The 19,556-nt window shown below is 42.7% G+C and carries 16 protein-coding genes; 10 read left to right on the top strand and 6 right to left on the bottom strand.

Annotated elements, in window-relative coordinates; translation table 11 throughout:
- Positions 1-23: 23 nt before the first annotated feature.
- Both AC0VYT_RS07865 and thiM read left to right on the top strand, forming a co-directional pair.
- Positions 24-1,187 (top strand): hypothetical protein, encoded by a 1,164-nt coding sequence (locus AC0VYT_RS07865; protein WP_005019932.1) that lies wholly within the window; start codon positions 24-26, stop codon positions 1,185-1,187.
- A 41-nt stretch (positions 1,188-1,228) separates the two neighbouring features.
- Positions 1,229-2,059: a hydroxyethylthiazole kinase gene (gene thiM, locus AC0VYT_RS07870; RefSeq protein ID WP_005019931.1), complete on the top strand. Its 831-nt coding sequence runs from the start codon at positions 1,229-1,231 to the stop codon at positions 2,057-2,059.
- A 51-nt stretch (positions 2,060-2,110) separates the two neighbouring features.
- Here thiM and AC0VYT_RS07875 read toward each other — a convergent pair whose 3' ends face one another.
- Entirely contained in the window at positions 2,111-2,479 is a 369-nt protein-coding gene (locus tag AC0VYT_RS07875) for a 5-carboxymethyl-2-hydroxymuconate Delta-isomerase (RefSeq protein WP_005019928.1), read from the bottom strand.
- A 48-nt stretch (positions 2,480-2,527) separates the two neighbouring features.
- Complete coding sequence (locus tag AC0VYT_RS07880) at positions 2,528-4,243, bottom strand: AAA family ATPase (protein ID WP_005404489.1); 1,716 nt, start codon at positions 4,241-4,243, stop codon at positions 2,528-2,530.
- A 221-nt stretch (positions 4,244-4,464) separates the two neighbouring features.
- On the opposite strand from AC0VYT_RS07880, the gene mdh reads away from it, so the two are divergent.
- Together mdh and AC0VYT_RS07890 are read left to right on the top strand one after the other, a co-directional pair.
- Positions 4,465-5,637 carry an iron-dependent methanol dehydrogenase gene (gene mdh / locus AC0VYT_RS07885; RefSeq protein ID WP_005019926.1) on the top strand — a complete coding sequence of 391 codons (1,173 nt, stop codon included), beginning with the start codon at positions 4,465-4,467 and terminating at the stop codon, positions 5,635-5,637.
- 159 nt (positions 5,638-5,796) lie between these two features.
- Positions 5,797-6,765 carry an alpha/beta hydrolase gene (locus AC0VYT_RS07890; protein WP_005019924.1) on the top strand — a complete coding sequence of 323 codons (969 nt, stop codon included), beginning with the start codon at positions 5,797-5,799 and terminating at the stop codon, positions 6,763-6,765.
- A gap of 4 nt (positions 6,766-6,769) precedes the next feature.
- Here AC0VYT_RS07890 and AC0VYT_RS07895 read toward each other — a convergent pair whose 3' ends face one another.
- On the bottom strand, positions 6,770-7,960 hold the full coding sequence (locus AC0VYT_RS07895; RefSeq protein WP_005019919.1) for a sigma-54-dependent transcriptional regulator family protein: 1,191 nt from the start codon (positions 7,958-7,960) through the stop codon (positions 6,770-6,772).
- A gap of 153 nt (positions 7,961-8,113) precedes the next feature.
- Between AC0VYT_RS07895 and exaC the strand changes: the two genes are divergently transcribed.
- From exaC to AC0VYT_RS07920, 5 genes are all read left to right on the top strand, one after another.
- Positions 8,114-9,625 (top strand): acetaldehyde dehydrogenase ExaC, encoded by a 1,512-nt coding sequence (exaC, locus tag AC0VYT_RS07900; protein ID WP_005019918.1) that lies wholly within the window; start codon positions 8,114-8,116, stop codon positions 9,623-9,625.
- A gap of 206 nt (positions 9,626-9,831) precedes the next feature.
- The gene (gene eat / locus AC0VYT_RS07905; RefSeq protein ID WP_005019916.1) at positions 9,832-11,268 is read left to right on the top strand and encodes an ethanolamine permease; all 1,437 of its coding nucleotides are present in this window, start codon (positions 9,832-9,834) and stop codon (positions 11,266-11,268) included.
- Between the two features lie 16 nt (positions 11,269-11,284).
- Entirely contained in the window at positions 11,285-12,670 is a 1,386-nt protein-coding gene (locus AC0VYT_RS07910) for an ethanolamine ammonia-lyase subunit EutB (RefSeq protein WP_005019914.1), read from the top strand.
- Between the two features lie 9 nt (positions 12,671-12,679).
- The gene (gene eutC, locus AC0VYT_RS07915; protein ID WP_005019913.1) at positions 12,680-13,495 is read left to right on the top strand and encodes an ethanolamine ammonia-lyase subunit EutC; all 816 of its coding nucleotides are present in this window, start codon (positions 12,680-12,682) and stop codon (positions 13,493-13,495) included.
- An 87-nt stretch (positions 13,496-13,582) separates the two neighbouring features.
- Complete coding sequence (locus AC0VYT_RS07920; protein ID WP_005019911.1) at positions 13,583-14,308, top strand: glutamine amidotransferase; 726 nt, start codon at positions 13,583-13,585, stop codon at positions 14,306-14,308.
- A 92-nt stretch (positions 14,309-14,400) separates the two neighbouring features.
- Here AC0VYT_RS07920 and AC0VYT_RS07925 read toward each other — a convergent pair whose 3' ends face one another.
- The 3 genes from AC0VYT_RS07925 to tkt all read right to left on the bottom strand — a co-directional run bounded on the left by AC0VYT_RS07925 (position 14,401) and on the right by tkt (position 17,975).
- Complete coding sequence (locus tag AC0VYT_RS07925) at positions 14,401-15,000, bottom strand: YceI family protein (RefSeq protein WP_005019909.1); 600 nt, start codon at positions 14,998-15,000, stop codon at positions 14,401-14,403.
- A 274-nt stretch (positions 15,001-15,274) separates the two neighbouring features.
- Positions 15,275-15,826 carry a DUF4385 domain-containing protein gene (locus AC0VYT_RS07930; RefSeq protein WP_005019908.1) on the bottom strand — a complete coding sequence of 184 codons (552 nt, stop codon included), beginning with the start codon at positions 15,824-15,826 and terminating at the stop codon, positions 15,275-15,277.
- A 160-nt stretch (positions 15,827-15,986) separates the two neighbouring features.
- Positions 15,987-17,975 carry a transketolase gene (gene tkt, locus AC0VYT_RS07935; protein ID WP_005019907.1) on the bottom strand — a complete coding sequence of 663 codons (1,989 nt, stop codon included), beginning with the start codon at positions 17,973-17,975 and terminating at the stop codon, positions 15,987-15,989.
- 390 nt (positions 17,976-18,365) lie between these two features.
- Here tkt and metK point away from each other — a divergent pair, with 390 nt between their 5' ends.
- Positions 18,366-19,532, top strand: coding sequence for a methionine adenosyltransferase (gene metK / locus AC0VYT_RS07940; protein WP_005019905.1), 1,167 nt, complete (start codon positions 18,366-18,368; stop codon positions 19,530-19,532).
- Positions 19,533-19,556: the final 24 nt, after the last annotated feature.

A 19,556-nucleotide genomic window follows, 5' to 3' on the forward strand; every position in this document is an offset into this window, starting at 1 on the left:
TCGATTTTTGGAAAAAACACGGCATGAGTACCCTATATTCAGTTCTGCATAAACAGCTTGATGAAAGTACACCTTGCCCATTATGCCGCGCCTCCATGTGGTGGGTAGAAGCAGAGCAGCATGAACAGCCTGTAGAGTTTCATGAGTGCAGCTTCTGTGAACACCGGCTTTTTAAACAGCAGCAACATACCTGTCACTGTGAAAGCTGTGGTAAGTCACGCAAAAAAATACTAAAAGAAACACGACTACAGGAACAACGTAAATATAAAAATAAACAGACTACTGAAATTGGCTTAGACCAGCTTAATTTTTTGCAAAAACTGTTTTTATTGAGCTTGCTAGATGACCGCATTCAAGAAAATGTACCTCATGATGAATACATTCATTGGGATCTGATCAAATACCAACCTATTACTCCTAACTACTTCTTTCAGAGCAGTCTGCTTAAACAGCTGGTCAAAGATCAGGTACTGATATGCAGCGAATTTAGTGATGAGGCACAAAGCTATTATATTAATGTACGCCTTGATGGTTATTCCGAGCCAAGTTTATTCAGTATTACCCAGCAACTCCGGTACTGGTTTTTAAATAATCTGAGTTTGGGAATTCCATTTAAAAGTAGTGATGAAGTGAAAGAAGCCTTATATCTGGTACTTTATCAGGAAATTGTCTGTTTTATGCAGCACTACTGCCGTACATGGGGCATACAAATTTCGGGTAATAAAGGTTTTGCAACCTTTTGCTACCGTTTAATGGACTCTCTGGCAGTGGGCCAGATTTATTATATGATCCAGAATGCCTTGGAATACCTGCATAAGCATAAAGTCTTACAACCCCGCAATGAAAATTTTATTAACACCAACTTGCTGAAAAAAACCCTACAACAGTATCGGGAACGTGGCTTACAGGAAAAATGGGAAACCTGTACTTTGCCACGTCCATCCAATATCCCCTTTAGCAAGATGAGCTATATCCTGCTGTTTAAATTCTTGGGTTATGATGAGCAGATCTTTATTCAGCCGGTCTGGAAGGCCTGGAAAAAAATTGCACCACGTCTCGAATTTTACTCAACTAAACGCTGTATGTACTGTGGTTCTCATGAACTTGATGTAGATTATGATGCAGCAGAATATGTCAGTCTGTTCTGTCGTCAGTGCAAACATCAGGACCACTATTTTATCCGCTAGGTATCAGCGCATCATATTTAAAGATTATATCAAGGTAAAAAATGAGCTTTACTGAACAAAAAAATACACTCCTCCAGCAGGTTATACAGGCATGGACGCGATTACAGGAACAGCAACCCTTGGTACAATGCATTACTAATAGTGTCGCTACCAATTATGCTGCGAATATTTTGCTGGCAGCGGGCGCTTCACCAGCCATGATTGATAATCCTTTTGAAGCAGAAAGTTTTGCAAATGTTACATCAGCCTTGAGTATTAATTTGGGCACACCGACGACTGAACAGATGCAGGCCATGCTGATTTCAGCACAAACCGTTGATCATAAAAATACACCTTGGGTACTGGACCCTGTAGGTTATGGACCAGTTTTGAAATGGCGCAGTAGTATGGTTGATCAGCTTTTGGCATTTAAGCCCTCAGTCATCCGGGGTAATGCCTCTGAGATCAGCGCGCTCGCTGGTAAGCAGGTTCAGGCTAAAGGCGTAGACAGTACCATAAGCAGTCATACCGTTTACAGACAGGCACAATGTCTGCTTGTGCATAGTGAGTGTATTGCCATTTCTGGTGAAGCAGATTTTATTCTGTCACGCGAGCTTGGACTGGTGATACAGGTCAATGGTGGTAGCTATCTACAACCTAAGGTTACAGCCACAGGTTGTGCGCTGGGCGCACTGATTGCAGCTTATAGTGCAGTTACTACACCCACTATTGCAGCTCTGGCAGCCCACTTGCATTTTGCTATTGCCGGCAAACTGGCATATGAGAAAATTGCCAGTGTGGGTAGTTTTAATGTGGTCTTTATGGATTATATCCACACTCTCAATAGTGAAATGCTACTACAATATGCTGATTTTCAGCTGATTAGTCTCTAAATAGAAATGCCGGCTAAATATCTTCATATTGCCAATTTAATTCATATATTTTTAACAGTTTACTATCTGTTTAAGATAATTTTCTTTATCCATTTCTAATAGCTGTACACACAGCTGGATCTGCAGGTCATTATCTGTCTTATAATAGTCCTGCTGTGTAAGCACATGCATTAAAGCCTCTCGGACTCGCTGTTTCTGTTCATTTGTACGGCCTTTGAACAGGGAAAATTCAACATATATATATGCTTGTGAACTGTCTCCTTCACCAATCAGGAAATCCTCATTGCAATAGAGACGTGCCTTAATATCATTCGGTTGGAACAGTTCACTTTCAATTAATACCTGGTTAATCCGTTTAAGCAGTTTGGGACGGTCTAACTGTTCTATATTTGCGGAATATTCAACAACAACATGTGGCATAACGCTTCCTGCTGGTTCTATATATAATAACTTTTGAATTTTTTAGGTTCATTCTATAAAAAGCAGGGCCAGACGGACCTGGTCATAACCCATACGTGGACTGGTCGCTTCAACAATAGGACGTAATTTAATCGAACCATCATCATTAAAGTTTTCACTGCGCTTGCTCTTTTGCAAACGTTTATAAAGTTTGCGTACCTGCTCGACCACTTCCTCTCCCGGATGGGCAACTGAAATATCGAGTCCCTGTTCTTTATGCAAGCGTGCCAGATGATTGATCACCGTCGCTACTGTTAAACCGCGTTCCTGTGCAATATCCTGAATATCATAACCATCTTCAAATAAAGCCTTGGTTTCATCAAGCGTAGCAGAACCATAATTCGGCTTATTTCCTGCTTTGGCAATTTTTTTCTCATTGCGCTGGATTTCGGTTTCATTAAGTGTACCGCCACAATGCCGGATAAAAGCCTTATGCTGCGGTGTTAAATCTGTATCGGCAAAATGGGTCTCGGCTTCTTGAGAAAGTTCCTGAAAACGGCGATCTGCTTTAATAGCCAAACTGTCCAGTTCCAAGGCTTGGTCATTAAATCCTACCAGTTTCAAGCCTTCCAGTGATTTTAGCCGGGACAATGCCACATAACCTTGACCCTTTTCAAAAGTATGGCTCAGATTAATTTCTGCGGCTTCTAAAGTCATTCCTTGGCTTTTATGGATCGTGATAGCCCAAGCCAGACGTAAAGGAATTTGCTGAAAACTTGCAATAACCTTTCCGGCTTCATTTTCAATTGACCAGGTTTCTGGGGCAACAAGCAGTGTTGTATCATCGGTCAGCTTGACTTTCGGTAACAGGCCATGTTCATCATCTTCTTCAAAACCGATCACTTCACCCAAGCTGCCATTAATATAGCCCAGATCAAAATTATTTTTTACAAACATCACTTTGGCATGCTTTTTTAAAGTGAGATTTTCGGGAGCGCGCACTGATGATTTTAAAGTCTCTACCAGCTTTTCATTACCGTCACATACAGCTTCAAACTGGTGTTCGTCACCTTCGATGGCGTTCAGATGCTGGTAGTTTAAGCTGTCTACATCCATATTGTGGGTATAGAGACGGGTAAAGGTTTCTCCAATATCATGCTGTCGGGACTTTTTTAAAGCCTGAATATGCTGCGGATGAATTCGCTGGGCACGTATTGCATTTAATACCTGATTCAGGACTTCGTCGTCCTGACGATGCTGCTCGGTCAGATAACAGACGCGGAACTTGGCTTCTACCCAGGCATCAGACATAAAGCAGAATTTATCACGATTACGCTCATCATTTTTGCCAACCGGGGGGAGCTGAAAAAAATCGCCTGCTGCAATCACCTGAATACCACCAAATGCGGTGTCAGATTCTTTGAAGTATTTCAATACCTGATTAACGAGATTGAGCTGCTTCGCATGCAACATGGAGATCTCGTCAATAATCAGCACCTGCGCATTTTCAAGATGCTCCTTGAGGTATTTGCGCTCTTTCATGCGCTTTAGATCATCATCACTTAAAAAATCTTTAATACCGATGCCTGCCCAGGTATGAATGGTCATGCCATTCATATGTGTCGCGGCAATACCGGTTGAGGCAGTAATTGCTACCGGAACTTTTCGTGCTTTCAGGTAGTTAATGTACTGGTTAAGCGTATAGGTTTTTCCTGCACCTGCCGAACCTGTCAAAAAGACATTTTCACCCGCTTTCATCAGTTTAAGTGCAGTTTCTTGTTTCATAACCCGGATCATTTCATAAGAGCGTGCATAGCTTACCGGCTTTTCACTAAAAATTAAATCTGCCTGTCATGCAACAAATTCAAGTAGTTGATTTTTAAATTTTTACCTATGACAAAAAATGGTAGGTATTTGGTAGGTGCAAAAAACACTTAATTTTTTTAATACTATGCTTAAGGTGAGGGTCACCTGTAAACAACAATGATAGAAGAAGGAATCTCTTCATGGCTTTTAAAAATATTGCAGATCAAACTAACGGTTTTTATATTCCTTGTGTATCTTTATTTGGTCCAGGCTGTGCAAAGGAAATTGGTAGCAAAGCACAAAATCTGGGTGCAAAAAAAGCTTTAATCGTGACAGATGAAGGCTTATTCAAATTTGGTGTAGCGCATACGATTGCCGGCTACCTAACCGAAGCTGGAGTAGAAAGCCACATTTTTCCAGGTGCTGAACCTAATCCGACTGACATTAATGTGCATAAAGGCGTCGAAGCATACAATGAAAATGGCTGTGACTTTATTGTATCTCTAGGCGGCGGTTCTTCACATGACTGTGCCAAAGGTATTGGTCTCGTCACTGCCGGTGGCGGTCATATCCGTGATTATGAAGGTATTGATAAAAGTACCGTACCAATGACGCCACTGATTGCAATTAATACTACGGCAGGCACAGCATCTGAGATGACCCGTTTCTGTATCATTACCAATACAGATACCCACGTTAAAATGGCAATAGTTGACTGGCGCTGTACTCCCCTGATTGCGATTGATGACCCTAAATTAATGATGGCTAAACCTGCCGGCTTGACTGCTGCCACAGGTATGGATGCCCTCACTCATGCCGTAGAAGCTTACGTCTCGACTGCAGCAAATCCGATTACAGATGCCTGTGCTGAAAAAGCGATCAGTATGATTAGCGAATGGTTGCGTCCGGCAGTCGCCAATGGTGACAATATTGAAGCCCGTGATGCCATGAGCTATGCGCAATATCTGGCTGGTATGGCGTTTAATAATGCATCTTTAGGCTATGTACATGCTATGGCACACCAGTTAGGTGGTTTCTATAACCTGCCGCACGGCGTATGTAATGCCATTTTATTACCACATGTGTGCGAATTTAACCTGATTTCCTGCCCGGACCGTTACCGGAAAATTGCAGAACTGATGGGTGTAAATACTGAAGGCTTAACAGTGACTGAAGCAGCTTATGCTGCAATTGATGCAATTCGAGAACTTTCTACCTCAATTGGTATTCCATCAGGTTTAAATGAGCTGAACGTAAAAGAAGCTGATCTGGCTATTATGGCCGAGAATGCGCAAAAAGATGCCTGTATGCTCACCAACCCACGTAAGGCAACACATGCACAGGTGGTAGAAATGTTTAAAGCGGCGATGTAAGTCAATCCTCCAATAAGTGACTTGCTGTACGTTTAAGGAATATCAGTACTTTGATATTCCTTTTTTTAGCTTATACATTTTTGAGGTCGTTTCAGGAATTGACAAAATTGCTCATTTCATCAAGCATAAGGAAAATAACAACACTTTATAATCTTTCTTATGACTTCTCCAAAAACAGCAATAAATTACCAACCGGACGTACTAGGTGAAGGCTACCAGCAGCTGCGCCTACATGTACAGCCTCATACCTCCGGCCCGGTAATTGCGACTTTAGTCCATAAAAAGGCTGCTCAAGCTACCCGCAAGGCTGTGCTTTATATTCATGGCTTTCTGGACTATTTTTTCCAAACTGAAATGGCAGAGCAATTTAATCAGCATGGCTTTGATTTTTACGCTCTTGATCTGCATAACTATGGCCGATCATGTTTGCCTCATCAGGAACTCTACCGTGTTAAAGAGCTAGAGGAATATGATGCTGAGATCACTCAGGCACTGCTACAGATTCAGCAGGAACAGCATGATATGGTCCTGCTGGCAGGTCACTCAACTGGCGGGCTGATCAGCACTTTGTATGCAGCTCATTACCCAGAGCATCCTCTAATCAAGGCTCTGTGGCTAAACAGTCCATTTTATGATTTTAACCTGTCAGCTATTGAGAAAAAATTTGGTTTGCCGGCGCTGAGTCACGTGGCTAAATATTTGCCTAAATTACGCTTTCCAAGTGGCTTAAACCGTTGGTATATCCCGAGTCTGCATCAAAAGTGGTATGGTGAATGGGATTTTGATCTGAACTGGAAACCTCAGGCTTATCCAAAGGTTGAATTAAGTTTTATCCGCGCTATTTTTGAAGCACAAAAAGAAATTCATCAGGGCATAACAATCAGGGTGCCTGTACTGGTTATGCATTCTCACCAGACTAAGAATCCGAGACGCTGGAACAAGACTGCACTCAATAGTGATGTAATTCTGAATGTCAGAGATATCAAAAAATATGCACAAAAGATTCAGGGCAAGGTAACCATTCAAACTATAAAAAATGGCTTACATGATCTGGTGCTATCACAAAAACCTGTACGTATGCAGGTCTACAGACAATTGTTTGACTGGTTAGACGAACAGGAACTTTAACAGTTTATTGCTGTATTTCCCGGTATTTCAATACTAACTGATGGGCAGGATGGCCGGCAGGCAAGAGATCGGCCAGCCGTTCAATGGCGTCAATTGCTTCCGGGACGTGGGCAATATGCTTAAGCAGTACATCGCTCTGATTCGACTGGAAAATTGCTTCACTTAAACGTGATTCGAGACAGTCACGCCAAGCACATAAAAATGGGCTTTCGGTCTTTGCCAGGAAAATTCCACGACAGGCCTGAATCGCTGTTTCAACATAACCAGCGTCGAGTGCCTGTTCAGCCTGCAAGAAATCTGCTTCAACCTGTGCCAGCAAGCGATAAGGACGCGAACCCAGCATTCCCCCCAGTACATCACGTAATTGTGACATTTCTGCTTTTAAGGTTCCCATGCTGATCTTGCGCTCACCATAGAGTGCCTGATGCAAATTATCCAGATTTAAGCCTTGAGGACATAAAGCCAAAATGGCTAAAATCTCGATTTGCCGTGGTGTAAGAACCAGCCCTTTACCATTAAAAATAACTTTTGGTACAGCAAAGGCACGAATATACAAGCGCTGTTTCTGATGTTCAATCAAAGCAGTTTGAATAATCGATGCGCAGCGTTCTGCGGCCAGCAGCCCCAGACTGTTATGATGATCCCAGGTTGTTGATAAATCAATCACTCCCAGAACCTGTCTAGAATACGGATCAATCACAGGTGCTGCATAACAGACCCAGTCATGAATAGACTCCATATAGTGCTCGTTAGAGAACACACAGGAAGACTGCTGGGTTTTTAAACTTAAAGCCAGCGCGTTGGTTCCTACCAGTTCTTCACGCCATTGCCCGCCTTCAACGAAATGCACTTTTTCTGCTGCATTACGCATTTGTCCACTCGATGCTGACCAGATAATTGTACTTCCGATGTCCCCTACTGCAATTACCATGGCAGACTGTTCAGCCACATGACGTAAATCTTCAGCACAATGTTCCAGCGCAAGCTTTAAGGGATTAGCAGAACCTGGAATATATTTTAAATCTTGCAAGGGTGCAGCTACCCGGCCTTTAGGTATCTCGGCTGTAGCCGAACGCTGCCAGGAACTAAGTATACTCTGACTGAGCTTCTGGGCATTTCCAGGCGATAGACTGCTACTGTGCCTAAGCTTTTCAACGGTACTACGTTGTTGCTGCAGGTCTTGTTTTGTAAACATTTGTACATTCCTTGCAAATTGTCACTTTTTCCAACCTTTCTCCAACCTTATTTTTTATATGCTAAATAAATAGTATGCGAAAGTAGCCTTATACCAAAGCGGTATAAAAATTCGCAGCTACACAAATTAAATTATAAGCAAAGGAAGATAAACATGCGTTATGCCGATCCTAATCAACCTGGTTCAAAAGTTCAGTTCAAAGCTCAATATGACAACTTCATTGGGGGAGAATGGGTAGCTCCGCTAAAAGGAGAATACTTCGAAAATATCTCGCCAGTCGATGGCAAAGTCTTTACTAAAGTTGCCCGCTCTTCTGTTGAAGATATTGAACTTGCACTCGATGCCGCGCATAAGGCCAAAGAGCAATGGAATCGCTCGTCACCAACAACACGCTCAAACCTGCTTCTCAAAATTGCAGATCGCTTAGAAGCCAACCTTGAACAACTTGCTGTAGCAGAAACCTGGGATAACGGCAAGCCTATCCGTGAAACCCTAGCAGCCGACATTCCACTGGCAATTGATCATTTCCGTTATTTCGCCAGCTGTATCCGTGCTCAGGAAGGCGGGATCTCTGAAATTGATGAAGATACTATTGCCTATCATTTTCATGAGCCGCTTGGTGTAGTCGGCCAGATTATTCCATGGAACTTCCCCATCCTGATGGCAGCATGGAAGATTGCACCTGCGCTGGCTGCCGGTAACTGTATCGTACTAAAACCGGCTGAACAGACACCAGTCAGTATTCTGGTTCTGGCTGAACTGATTCAGGACCTGTTGCCGGCAGGTATTCTAAACATTGTAAATGGTTATGGTGTTGAAGTAGGACGCCCGCTTGCAACCAATCCGCGTATTGCAAAAATTGCTTTCACTGGCTCAACCCAAGTGGGCCAGATGATTATGCAATATGCAACCGAAAATATTATTCCGGTTACGCTGGAGCTTGGCGGTAAGTCACCAAACCTGTTCTTTGCTGACGTTATGGATCAGCAGGATGACTATCTGGAAAAAGCTTTAGAAGGTTTCACCATGTTCGCGCTGAATCAGGGCGAAATCTGTACTTGTCCGTCACGTGCCCTGATTCAGGAATCAATTGCTGACCAGTTCCTGGAAATGGCCGTAGAACGTGTTAAACGCATCAAGACGGGCCACCCGCTAGATACTGACACCATGATTGGTGCACAGGCCTCTCAAGAGCAGCAGGATAAAATTTTAGGATGTATTGCTACCGGACGCGAAGAAGGTGCTCAGGTACTGGTAGGTGGTGGACAGCGTAATGAGGTAGGTCAAGGCTTCTATATTGAACCAACGATCTTCAAGGGTGATAACAGCATGAAAATTTTCCAGGAAGAAATTTTTGGTCCTGTGCTGTCGGTAACTACTTTTAAAGATTTTGATGAAGCCATTAAAATTGCCAACGACACAATCTATGGTCTAGGTGCAGGTGTCTGGTCACGTTCAGCCCATACTTCCTACCGCGCAGGCCGTGCGATTGAAGCAGGTCGTGTCTGGACTAACTGCTATCATATCTACCCTGCTCATGCTGCCTTCGGCGGATACAAGAAATCAGGAATTGGCCGTGAAAATCATAAAATGATGCTTGATCATTACCAGCAAACCAAGAACCTGCTGGTAAACTACTCAACCAAACCAGCTGGCTTCTTCTAGGAATTCCGAATTGATTTATTTACGGCTACTTCAGGTAGCCGTAAATCTTTTCCGATATTTAACTTTTACTACTTTATAAATTTAGCAAAATAATAAAACTGCTACTCAAATAGAATGGTATATCAGGCTTGGAAGCCTGCTTTAGATCTTGGTACTAAAATTGCATTTATGACCAGATCAAACATAATAAAAAAATGGAGTACATTATGAACAATCCAAAGATTGTTGATGCAACTGCTTCTTCTACCCTGCGCACCCAAAAAGAATATTTTGCCAAACGGCAACTTAAACAAGGTGCGGTCGGCTGGCTGCTGCTGGTCGGCTTAGGTGTTGCCTATGTGATTTCAGGAGATTTCGCCGGATGGAATTTTGGCCTCGCACAAGGTGGCTGGGGCGGTATGTTTATTGCGACAGCAGTAGTGGCAGTCATGTATCTGTGCATGTGTCTCTCTATGTCAGAAATGGCCACCATGTTGCCTACCGCCGGAGGAGGCTACAGTTTTGCCCGTACCGCATTCGGACCTTTTGGCGGATATCTGACCGGTACTGCTATTCTGATTGAATACTCCATTGCACCTGCAGCCATCGCCTGTTTCATTGGTGCATATTGTGAATCATTGTTTGGTGTGGGTGGCTGGATCATTTATCTGGTGTGTTATCTAGCCTTTATGGGCATACACCTTAAAGGTGCTGGTGAGGCATTAAAAATTATTTTTGTTATTACCGCGATTGCTGCTGTGGCATTGCTGGTCTTTATTATAGCCATGATCCCGCACTTTAACAGTGCAAACCTGTTTAATATTGCAGTATCTGACAAAGCCGGTGCCAGTGCTTTCTTACCGATGGGTTATTTAGGAATATGGGCTGCCGTACCTTATGCCATCTGGTTCTTTCTGGCAGTCGAAGGTGTACCGTTAGCTGCTGAAGAAGCCAAGGACCCAACTCGCTCCTTGCCCCGTGGTCTGATTGGTTCAATGCTGATACTGGCAGCATTTGCCCTGCTTATTTTGTTTTTAGGTGCTGGCGCAGCTGGAGCAAACCAGTTAAAAGACTCTGGAGCTCCCTTGGTAGATGCCCTGGTTGCCGTATATGGTGAACATACCTGGCTTGCAGGTTTTGTCAACTTTGTTGGACTGGCAGGTCTGATTGCGAGTTTTTTCTCTATCATTTATGCCTATTCTCGTCAGATTTTTGCGTTATCCCGTGCCGGTTATATGCCGACATCTCTCTCTTTAACCAATAAAAATAAAGCTCCCTATCTGGCAATTATTATTCCTGGAGTTATTGGCTTTGCCCTGTCCCTTACTGGTGAAGGTGATTTGCTGATTCTTATGGCTGTTTTTGGTGCGACTATTTCTTATGTCCTGATGATGCTGTCACACATCAAACTGCGCCTGTCTCGTCCAGATATGGATCGGCCTTATAAGACTCCAGGTGGAATATTGACATCAGGTATTGCTTTGATACTGGCGTTAATTGCAGTCATTGCAGGTTTTCTGGTTGATCCAAAAGTCTGGTTTATGGCAGCAGGAATTTATATAGCTTTTATTGTCTATTTTCTGGTTTATAGCCGCCATCGGCTGGTACAGGGAACACCTGAAGAAGAATTTGAAAATATCAGAAAGGCAGAACAGGAACTTTAAAAAGGGATAGATTCTTATGCGTTATCAGACCACAATCGCTCAACAGAACTATATTTTTCCAGACCTAAAGACTCTGATGGCTAAAGCTTCACCGCTACGTTCGGGAGACGAACTGGCTGGAATCGCTGCGCAAAATGCAACCGAGCGAGTCGCTGCACAAATGGCTCTTGCTGAAGTTCCATTAAAAAAATTTTTAAATGAAGTACTGGTCGATTATGAAACTGATGAAGTAACTCGGCTAATTATTGATGAACATGATGCACAGTCTTTTTACCCGATTGCACATTTTACCGTAGGTGACTTTCGAAACTGGCTGCTCAGTGCAGAGGCAACTACTGAAAAACTGCAGGCACTAAGCCCGGGTTTAATACCAGAAATGGTGGCAGCGGTTAGTAAAATCATGAGGAATCAGGATTTAATACTAGTAGCCAGCAAATGTGAAATTATTACCCGCTTTCGTAATACCGTAGGCTTAAAGGGCCGTCTTTCTACCCGTTTACAACCAAACCATCCTACAGATGACCTGCTCGGTATTTCAGCTAGTATCTTGGATGGACTCATGTACGGCAATGGTGATGCAGTCATTGGAATTAATCCTGCGACTGACAATTTACAGAATCTTTCTGAACTTTTAAAACTATTGGACCATATCATTCAGGATTATCAGATTCCAACCCAGTCCTGTATATTAACCCATGTCAGTTCAGGCATTCATCTGGCCAACCAGAATGTTCCGGTTGATCTGATGTTTCAGTCGATTGCCGGTACTGAACTTGCAAATCGAGGCTTCGGAATCTCACTGGCCATGTTACAGGAAGGCTATGAAGCCGCCTTAAGCCTTAAGCGTGGGACAATAGGGCAAAATGTCATGTATTTTGAAACTGGTCAAGGAAGTGCCTTGTCCAGTAATGCTCATCACGGGGTTGACCAGCAGACCATTGAAACACGGGCCTATGCGGTTGCACGCAAGTTCAATCCTTTTTTAGTAAATACTGTAGTTGGCTTTATTGGTCCAGAATATCTGTACAATGGCAAACAGATTATCCGTGCCGGTCTGGAAGACCATTTCTGTGGCAAGCTCATGGGTTTACCTATGGGTTGTGATATTTGTTATACCAATCATGCTGATGCTGATCAGGATGATATGGACACCCTGCTGACCTTACTGGCCACAGCAGGAATCAATTTTATCATGGGAATACCGGGTTCCGATGATGTTATGCTGAACTACCAGACTACATCTTTTCATGACGCTTTATACGCTCGCCAGCTTTTAGGATTACAGCCAGCACCAGAGTTCGCTCACTGGCTGGAGCAGCAAGGAATTCTCCGTCAGCAGCATCAACAGATTGAATGGGCAAAGCAAATGCCCGAACAGTTCTCCAGACTTCTACAATCATAAGGAGAAATGATGAAACTTTATCCAGACACCCACTATTCTGCTGCCTTGCATGAAAATGACTGGGCACAGCTCAAACGTTTTACAGATGCCCGCATTGCCTTGGGACGCGCAGGTTGTAGCATCCCTACAAATGAGCTTCTAAAATTCCAGCTGGCACATGCACAAGCTAAAGATGCCGTGTTGTGTCAGCTTAATATTCCCAAACTTCAGCAACAGCTTGAGCAGTTACAGTTAGAACACATACATGTGCAAAGCCAAGCCAGCAATAAAGAGCTTTACTTAAAACATCCTGATCTTGGCCGGGTACTGTCTGATGAATCGCGGACATTAGTCAAAGAATATGTAACGAAGTCAGCTCAAACATTCGATGTAGTTATTGTCGCAGGCGATGGTTTGTCCGCTTTGGCAATTGAAGAAAATGCCATACCTTTTATACAGTTAATGCGGCAGGAAGTGCAACAGCAAGGCTGGTCACTTGCACCGGTCATTCTGGCTACAGGCAGTCGCGTTGCTCTAGGGGACGAAATTGCACAAACGCTTCAGGCCAGAATGTTGATCATGCTTATTGGTGAACGTCCAGGTTTAAGTTCCCCCGACAGTATGGGCGTTTATTATACCTGGCAAGCTAAAACTGGCTGTCAGGATTCTGTCCGAAACTGTATTTCCAATATCCGCCCTGCAGGGCTCTCCCTGCATGTAGCTGCTCAACGCTTAATAGCACTTATGCAAAACTCAGCCCGGCTTCAACTTTCAGGTGTCCATCTAAAAGATGAACATACTTTAAATACTGAAATAAAAAATCAGTCTGTAAAATATCTTTTTTGACCTCTTCAATTATTCATTAAAAATAGTGCTCTGCTTGAGCACTAATTCGCCTTAGAATATTGCCAACCGAGAATACGAATTTAAACAATGTCAAAGCAATCTGTATTTCCTAAAACTATTTACGTTGTTCAACATGTTGCCTTTGAAGATCTAGGATCACTGGAAGATCTTTTTTATCAACTGGGGTATCGTGTACGTTACTTTGAAGCTGGCGTAGATGCGCTTGAACCGGCATTCTTACATGCAGGTCTAACCATTATTCTTGGTGGCCCAATTGGTGTATATGAAACTGAAGAATATCCGTTTTTACAGATCGAGATTGATCTTTTAAAGCAGCGGCTTGCATCCGACCTGCCTACTATCGGTATATGTTTAGGAGCACAATTGATTGCCTATGCCTTGAACGCTAAAGTCTATGCAGGCCCGCAAAAAGAAATCGGCTGGAGTACACTGCTCTTAAATAAGACAGAGGATAATCCATTAGCACCTTTAGCAAATACGCCTGTTCTGCACTGGCACGGCGATATATTTGATTTACCGGCTGGTGCTACTTTACTTGCCAGTTCTACTTTATATAAAAATCAGGCTTTTTCGCTCGGCAAAAATATTCTGGCGCTACAGTTCCATCTGGAAGTTGCCGGAGATTCTTTTGAGCCTTGGCTGGTGGGACATACCTGCGAGCTAAAGCAGGCGAAACTCTCTGTTAACCAATTGCGTGCTGACCATGAGCAATATGCAAATGAGCTTGAACAGCAGTGTGCACTTGTTATTCAAAAATTCCTGAATGGTCTTGAACAAACAGTGAATAAATAAGTTCTTCCGGCAATCTATATTTTAAGATTATTTATAATTTAAAATATAAAAAAGCGCCCGACTGGGCGCTTTTTCAGCATAGAAAACATCTATTATTTTTTAGGTGTTGCCTGAGCTACAGAAGCTTCAGTCGTAATTTGTACAGTAATTTTATCACCAACATTCGGGACATAGCTTGCAATTCCGAAATCAGAACGCTTAAATGAAGTCGTAGCATTAAAACCAATCGATTGAGCTTTTGTCATTGGATGCTCGCCTTGCTTATTTAACACAGCATCTAGTACAACTGGTTTAGTAATTCCTTTTACCGTCAGGTTACCGGTAATTTTAAAATGCTTCTTGTCTTTTTTAGGTTCGACTTTAGTACTTTTAAAGGTAATAGTTGGATATTTTGCAGCATCAAACCATTCAGCTTTAGCCAAGTGTTCATCTAAAGCCTTTACATTCGTATTCAGGCTGGAAACAGGAATAGTCACATCTACAGATGAGTTGGCAGGTTTTGCGTTATCTACCTTAATTGTACCCTGAATATCAGAAAAATTGGCATACGGTGTAGAAAAACCAAAATGGTCCCAAGAAAACACTGTCGCAGTATGTGTTGGATCAATTTTATAATCCACCGGTTTAGCCATGCTTAAAGTAGTTGTAACTGCAACTGCCAGACCTAAACCAAAAACTTTTAAAGATTTCATTTTTTATAACTCACTAGAAGAATAAACATTATTGTAGAGATTGAAAAATAAATTACAGTCTTATGCTTAAAACGTACCGTCTCATATATAGAACGTATAAAAATCATCATTATGAAGAAGAATTTAAATAACTCTTCTGCTCACTTAATTTAATCTTTACAGTAACAAAGAGTTAGTAAAATTCGTATATTTTTTGTTTTTACAATTCTAATAAGATGGTTGAGTGTAGTTCACCAGATTTTTTCTTTAACTCATCTCGAACCAGTCTTTTCTATTAATTTTTATAGTCTTCTATAAATTTTTGTCTCAGCTTCAAATATAATTCATGCTGTTTTGCCATATCCCATTTCTCTTTAAAAATACGTGCTGCCGCAGCTTTAATTGGATCCTCAATATCGCGTGGTAATGCCTGCCGGCCATGAGCGCCACTAAGACCTTTTTTGTCACTAGGCACAGGCCCCTGATATTTTTTCCCCCCTTTATGATTTGCATAGCGCCGGGCACGGGTATAACCCATCTGTAAAAATTTTCGGGCCATATCTGCGCCAACAAAATCTTGCTGCTTTAAATAGTCCAGGAATAGTTGATAAATTTTTTGACTGCTCTGCTCAGCCTTTTCAATATCAGCAAAGCGCCAGTAAGGCAAAATCTCGGATTTATAGGGTTCAACCAGTAAAACGCCCTGCTCTCCACGGCCAATTTCATAAAGCTCAGGATGCTGACGAAAGTTAATCTTTTTAAAGTCGAGCGAATAATCAAAGCTATCTGATTTTACCCGGGCTGTTCGTCGCGGAATCTTTTTTTCTTGAGATGGCTGCTCTGTCATATTTTAAAATAATCTGAACTACTTAATTTATTTTTAAAATAGAAAACAGTCCAAATAAAGTAGTAATGCGTAAGTTATACTGGATTTACTCAGGCATACTTTTAAAGCCAGAATAAAAAAGCGCCCTGATTTAGAGCGCTTTTTTATCTTACCCAAAGAATCAGGCAGTCAGTTCATTTACCGCAGCTACAACAGCTTCAGTAGTAATACCAAAGTACTTAAACAGGTCTTTAGCAGGCGCGGACTCACCATAGGTGGTCATACCAATTACTTTACCGTCCAGACCGACAAACTTCCACCAGTAATCCACATGTGCTGCTTCTACTGCAACACGGGCACGAATATGGGCAGGCAAGACAGATTCACGGTATACCGCTTTCTGTTTCATGAATTCTTCGGCACATGGCATAGACACTACACGTACACCTTCAAGCTGTGCATATGCTTCCATTGCCAGGGATACCTCCGAGCCTGTAGCAATAATAATTGCTTTTAGCTCGCCTTTTTCTTTTGCCAGAACATAACCACCTTTGGCTACATTCTGAATCTGTTCTTCAGTACGTTGCTGGAATGGCAGATTTTGACGGGAGAAAATCAAGGCAGATGGACCATCTTTACGTAGTAGAGCAGTTTTCCAGGAAACTGCAGCTTCAACAGTGTCTGCTGGACGCCAGGTATTCAGGTTTGGCGTAGAACGTAACGAAGCAATCTGTTCGATTGGCTGATGCGTCGGGCCATCTTCCCCCAGACCGATTGAGTCATGCGTATAAACATGAATGACACGTTGCTTCATGAGTGCAGACATACGTACGGCGTTACGCGCATATTCCATGAACATGAGGAAAGTCGCCACGTAAGGAATAAATCCGCCATGCAGTGCTACACCATTGGCAATTGCAGTCATACCGAATTCACGTACACCATAGTACACATAATTACCGGCCGGATTAGTCTGTATGCCTTCACAGCCTTTCCATAAGGTCAGATTTGACCCGGCAAGGTCAGCAGAGCCACCTAACAGTTCTGGTAACAACGGACCAAATGCCTGAAGTGTGTTCTGGCTCGCTTTACGTGAAGCGATGGTTTCCTCTTTGCTGTTAACTTCCGCAATAAAGGCATCTGCTTTGGCAACAAATTCTTCAGGCAAGTCACCATTTAAACGGCGTAACAATTCAGCAGCTTCGGTTGGATATTTTGCCTGATACTGGGCAAAAACCTCATTCCATTCAGCTTCAGCCTGTTGACCTTTTGCTTTAGCATCCCAAGCTTTATAGACATCTTCAGCAATAATAAAGTCTGTATCGGTCCATGCCATAGTCGTACGGGAGAGTGTAATTTCATCCAGTCCCAACGGAGCGCCATGACAGTCTTCTTTACCCTGTTTATTCGGCGAACCCAAGCCGATAATCGTTTTACAGATAACTAAAGTTGGTTTCTGAGTTTCAGCTTTAGCTTCAATCGTTGCCTGACGAATAGCTTCGGTATCATGACCGTCTACACGTAAAACCTGCCAGCCATATGCTTCAAAGCGTTTTTGTGTATCATCACTGAACCAGCCTTCAACTTCACCATCAATTGAAATGCCGTTGTCATCGTAATAGGCAATCAGTTTACCCAGACCTAAAGTTCCAGCCAGTGAACAGACCTCATGCGAGATGCCTTCCATCAGACAGCCATCACCCAGGAAACAGTAGGTATAATGGTCAACTACCTTAATATCATCTTTATTGAACTGTGCAGCCAGCGTTTTTTCAGCAAGTGCGAAGCCTACTGCATTTGCAATACCTTGACCTAGAGGTCCAGTAGTTGTTTCAACACCTGGTGTATAGCCTAACTCTGGATGGCCCGGAGTTTTTGAATGCAACTGACGGAAGTTTTTTAGATCTTCGATTGAAAGGTCATAACCTGTCAAATGCAGAAGAGCATATTGCAGCATTGAGCCATGACCGTTTGAAAGGACAAAGCGGTCACGGTTGGCCCACTGCGGGTTGGTCGGGTTGTGGCTCAAGAAATCACGCCAAACCACTTCAGCGATATCTGCCATCCCCATTGGCGCGCCTGGATGTCCAGAATTTGCTTTTTGCACTGCATCCATGGCGAGTACACGAATTGCATTTGCAATACGGCGTTCATTAAGGGGGGTTGTCATAGGTCAGATTCCAATAAATTCGTCAGAAAAAGAAAATGAATAGAGAATTATGCGATAGTGCATATTGTCTTAAAAAAACGGTTGAGGGTAAAGGGTGAAGACGGCATTTCTTGTTAAGTATTCTGCAAATGCCCTTTTATCATACGTATAAGGCACTAAAAGTCAGATATAAACAGGATATAAAGTACAAACATTCTTGCTTATGAAGAAAAATGCAATATTCATCACTAAATTATATAATGATGAATATTTGCTGTTTTCTTGGAACAGCTGGTGGAAGTTGCAGCTATTTCAGCTTGAAACAAGAGATTTTCATCATTTACAGCTAGTCCAAACGTCTAAGTCGATGTAACATATTCCGTCTTTTGAAATAACTGCGATAGGACTTTCATGCGCGAGTACGCTGTTTTTACTTCGGAATCTGTAAGCGAAGGCCATCCGGATAAAATGGCTGACCAGATCAGTGATGCCATTTTGGATGCAATCTTAAAAGAAGACCCATATGCGCGGGTTGCTTGTGAAACGTTAGTAAAAACGGGTGCAGTTGTACTTGCCGGCGAAATCACAACAACTGCCAACGTTGACGTTGAAGCGATCGTTCGCCAGACCGTCAATGGAATTGGTTATCATCATTCTGATTTAGGTTTTGATGGTTCAACCTGTGCTGTTATTAATATGATTGGCAAGCAGTCTCCTGAAATTGCTCAGGGGGTTGATCGCCAGAAACCTGAAGATCAGGGAGCAGGTGACCAAGGTTTAATGTTTGGTTATGCCAGTCGTGAAACTGACGTGCTGATGCCAGCACCTATTTCTTATGCTCACCGTCTGATGGAACGACAGGCAGAATTACGTCGTTCTGGTGCTCTGCCATGGTTACGTCCAGATGCAAAAAGCCAGGTCACCTTTGCCTATGAAAATGGCCGTCCGGTGCGTTTAGACGCGGTAGTTCTTTCCACCCAGCATGATCCGGAAATTACTCAGGCACAGCTAAAAGAAGCAGTACTTGAAGAAATTATCAAACCGGTGATTCCTGCAGAAATGTTCCATGTAGCAACCAAATTCCATATTAATCCGACCGGTATGTTCGTGATTGGTGGTCCTGTAGGTGACTGTGGTTTAACGGGCCGCAAAATTATTGTTGATACTTATGGCGGTATGGCCCGTCATGGCGGTGGTGCTTTCTCCGGTAAAGATCCTTCAAAGGTTGACCGCTCTGCTGCTTATGCAGGACGTTATGTAGCTAAAAATATTGTGGCTGCAGGTCTTGCTGAAAAGTGCGAAATTCAGGTGTCTTATGCTATTGGTGTTGCAGAGCCAACCTCTATTTCAATCAATACATTTAATACTGCCAAGGTTTCAGAAGAGCTAATCATTCAGCTCGTACGTGAGCACTTTGACCTTCGTCCTTATGGCATTACCCGTATGCTGAACCTGATTCAACCAATGTACAAGCAGACAGCTGCTTATGGTCATTTTGGTCGTGAAGGCTCAGATACTGCATTTACCTGGGAAAAAACAGACAAAGTAGAAGCACTTAAAGCCTCTGCTGGTCTTTAAAATTTACTGAGTTACCAGTCAAAA

This window comes from Acinetobacter sp. QJM3NY_42, assembly GCF_056173745.1.

Excerpts from the sequence above, each read along its gene's own strand:
- AC0VYT_RS07865 (WP_005019932.1), top strand. The coding sequence starts at position 24 with ATGAGTACCCTATATTCAGTTCTGCATAAACAGCTTGATGAAAGTACA.
- thiM (WP_005019931.1), top strand. The coding sequence starts at position 1,229 with ATGAGCTTTACTGAACAAAAAAATACACTCCTCCAGCAGGTTATACAG.
- AC0VYT_RS07875 (WP_005019928.1), bottom strand. The coding sequence starts at position 2,479 with ATGCCACATGTTGTTGTTGAATATTCCGCAAATATAGAACAGTTAGAC.
- AC0VYT_RS07880 (WP_005404489.1), bottom strand. The coding sequence starts at position 4,243 with ATGAAACAAGAAACTGCACTTAAACTGATGAAAGCGGGTGAAAATGTC.
- mdh (WP_005019926.1), top strand. The coding sequence starts at position 4,465 with ATGGCTTTTAAAAATATTGCAGATCAAACTAACGGTTTTTATATTCCT.
- AC0VYT_RS07890 (WP_005019924.1), top strand. The coding sequence starts at position 5,797 with ATGACTTCTCCAAAAACAGCAATAAATTACCAACCGGACGTACTAGGT.
- AC0VYT_RS07895 (WP_005019919.1), bottom strand. The coding sequence starts at position 7,960 with ATGTTTACAAAACAAGACCTGCAGCAACAACGTAGTACCGTTGAAAAG.
- exaC (WP_005019918.1), top strand. The coding sequence starts at position 8,114 with ATGCGTTATGCCGATCCTAATCAACCTGGTTCAAAAGTTCAGTTCAAA.
- eat (WP_005019916.1), top strand. The coding sequence starts at position 9,832 with ATGAACAATCCAAAGATTGTTGATGCAACTGCTTCTTCTACCCTGCGC.
- AC0VYT_RS07910 (WP_005019914.1), top strand. The coding sequence starts at position 11,285 with ATGCGTTATCAGACCACAATCGCTCAACAGAACTATATTTTTCCAGAC.
- eutC (WP_005019913.1), top strand. The coding sequence starts at position 12,680 with ATGAAACTTTATCCAGACACCCACTATTCTGCTGCCTTGCATGAAAAT.
- AC0VYT_RS07920 (WP_005019911.1), top strand. The coding sequence starts at position 13,583 with ATGTCAAAGCAATCTGTATTTCCTAAAACTATTTACGTTGTTCAACAT.
- AC0VYT_RS07925 (WP_005019909.1), bottom strand. The coding sequence starts at position 15,000 with ATGAAATCTTTAAAAGTTTTTGGTTTAGGTCTGGCAGTTGCAGTTACA.
- AC0VYT_RS07930 (WP_005019908.1), bottom strand. The coding sequence starts at position 15,826 with ATGACAGAGCAGCCATCTCAAGAAAAAAAGATTCCGCGACGAACAGCC.
- tkt (WP_005019907.1), bottom strand. The coding sequence starts at position 17,975 with ATGACAACCCCCCTTAATGAACGCCGTATTGCAAATGCAATTCGTGTA.
- metK (WP_005019905.1), top strand. The coding sequence starts at position 18,366 with ATGCGCGAGTACGCTGTTTTTACTTCGGAATCTGTAAGCGAAGGCCAT.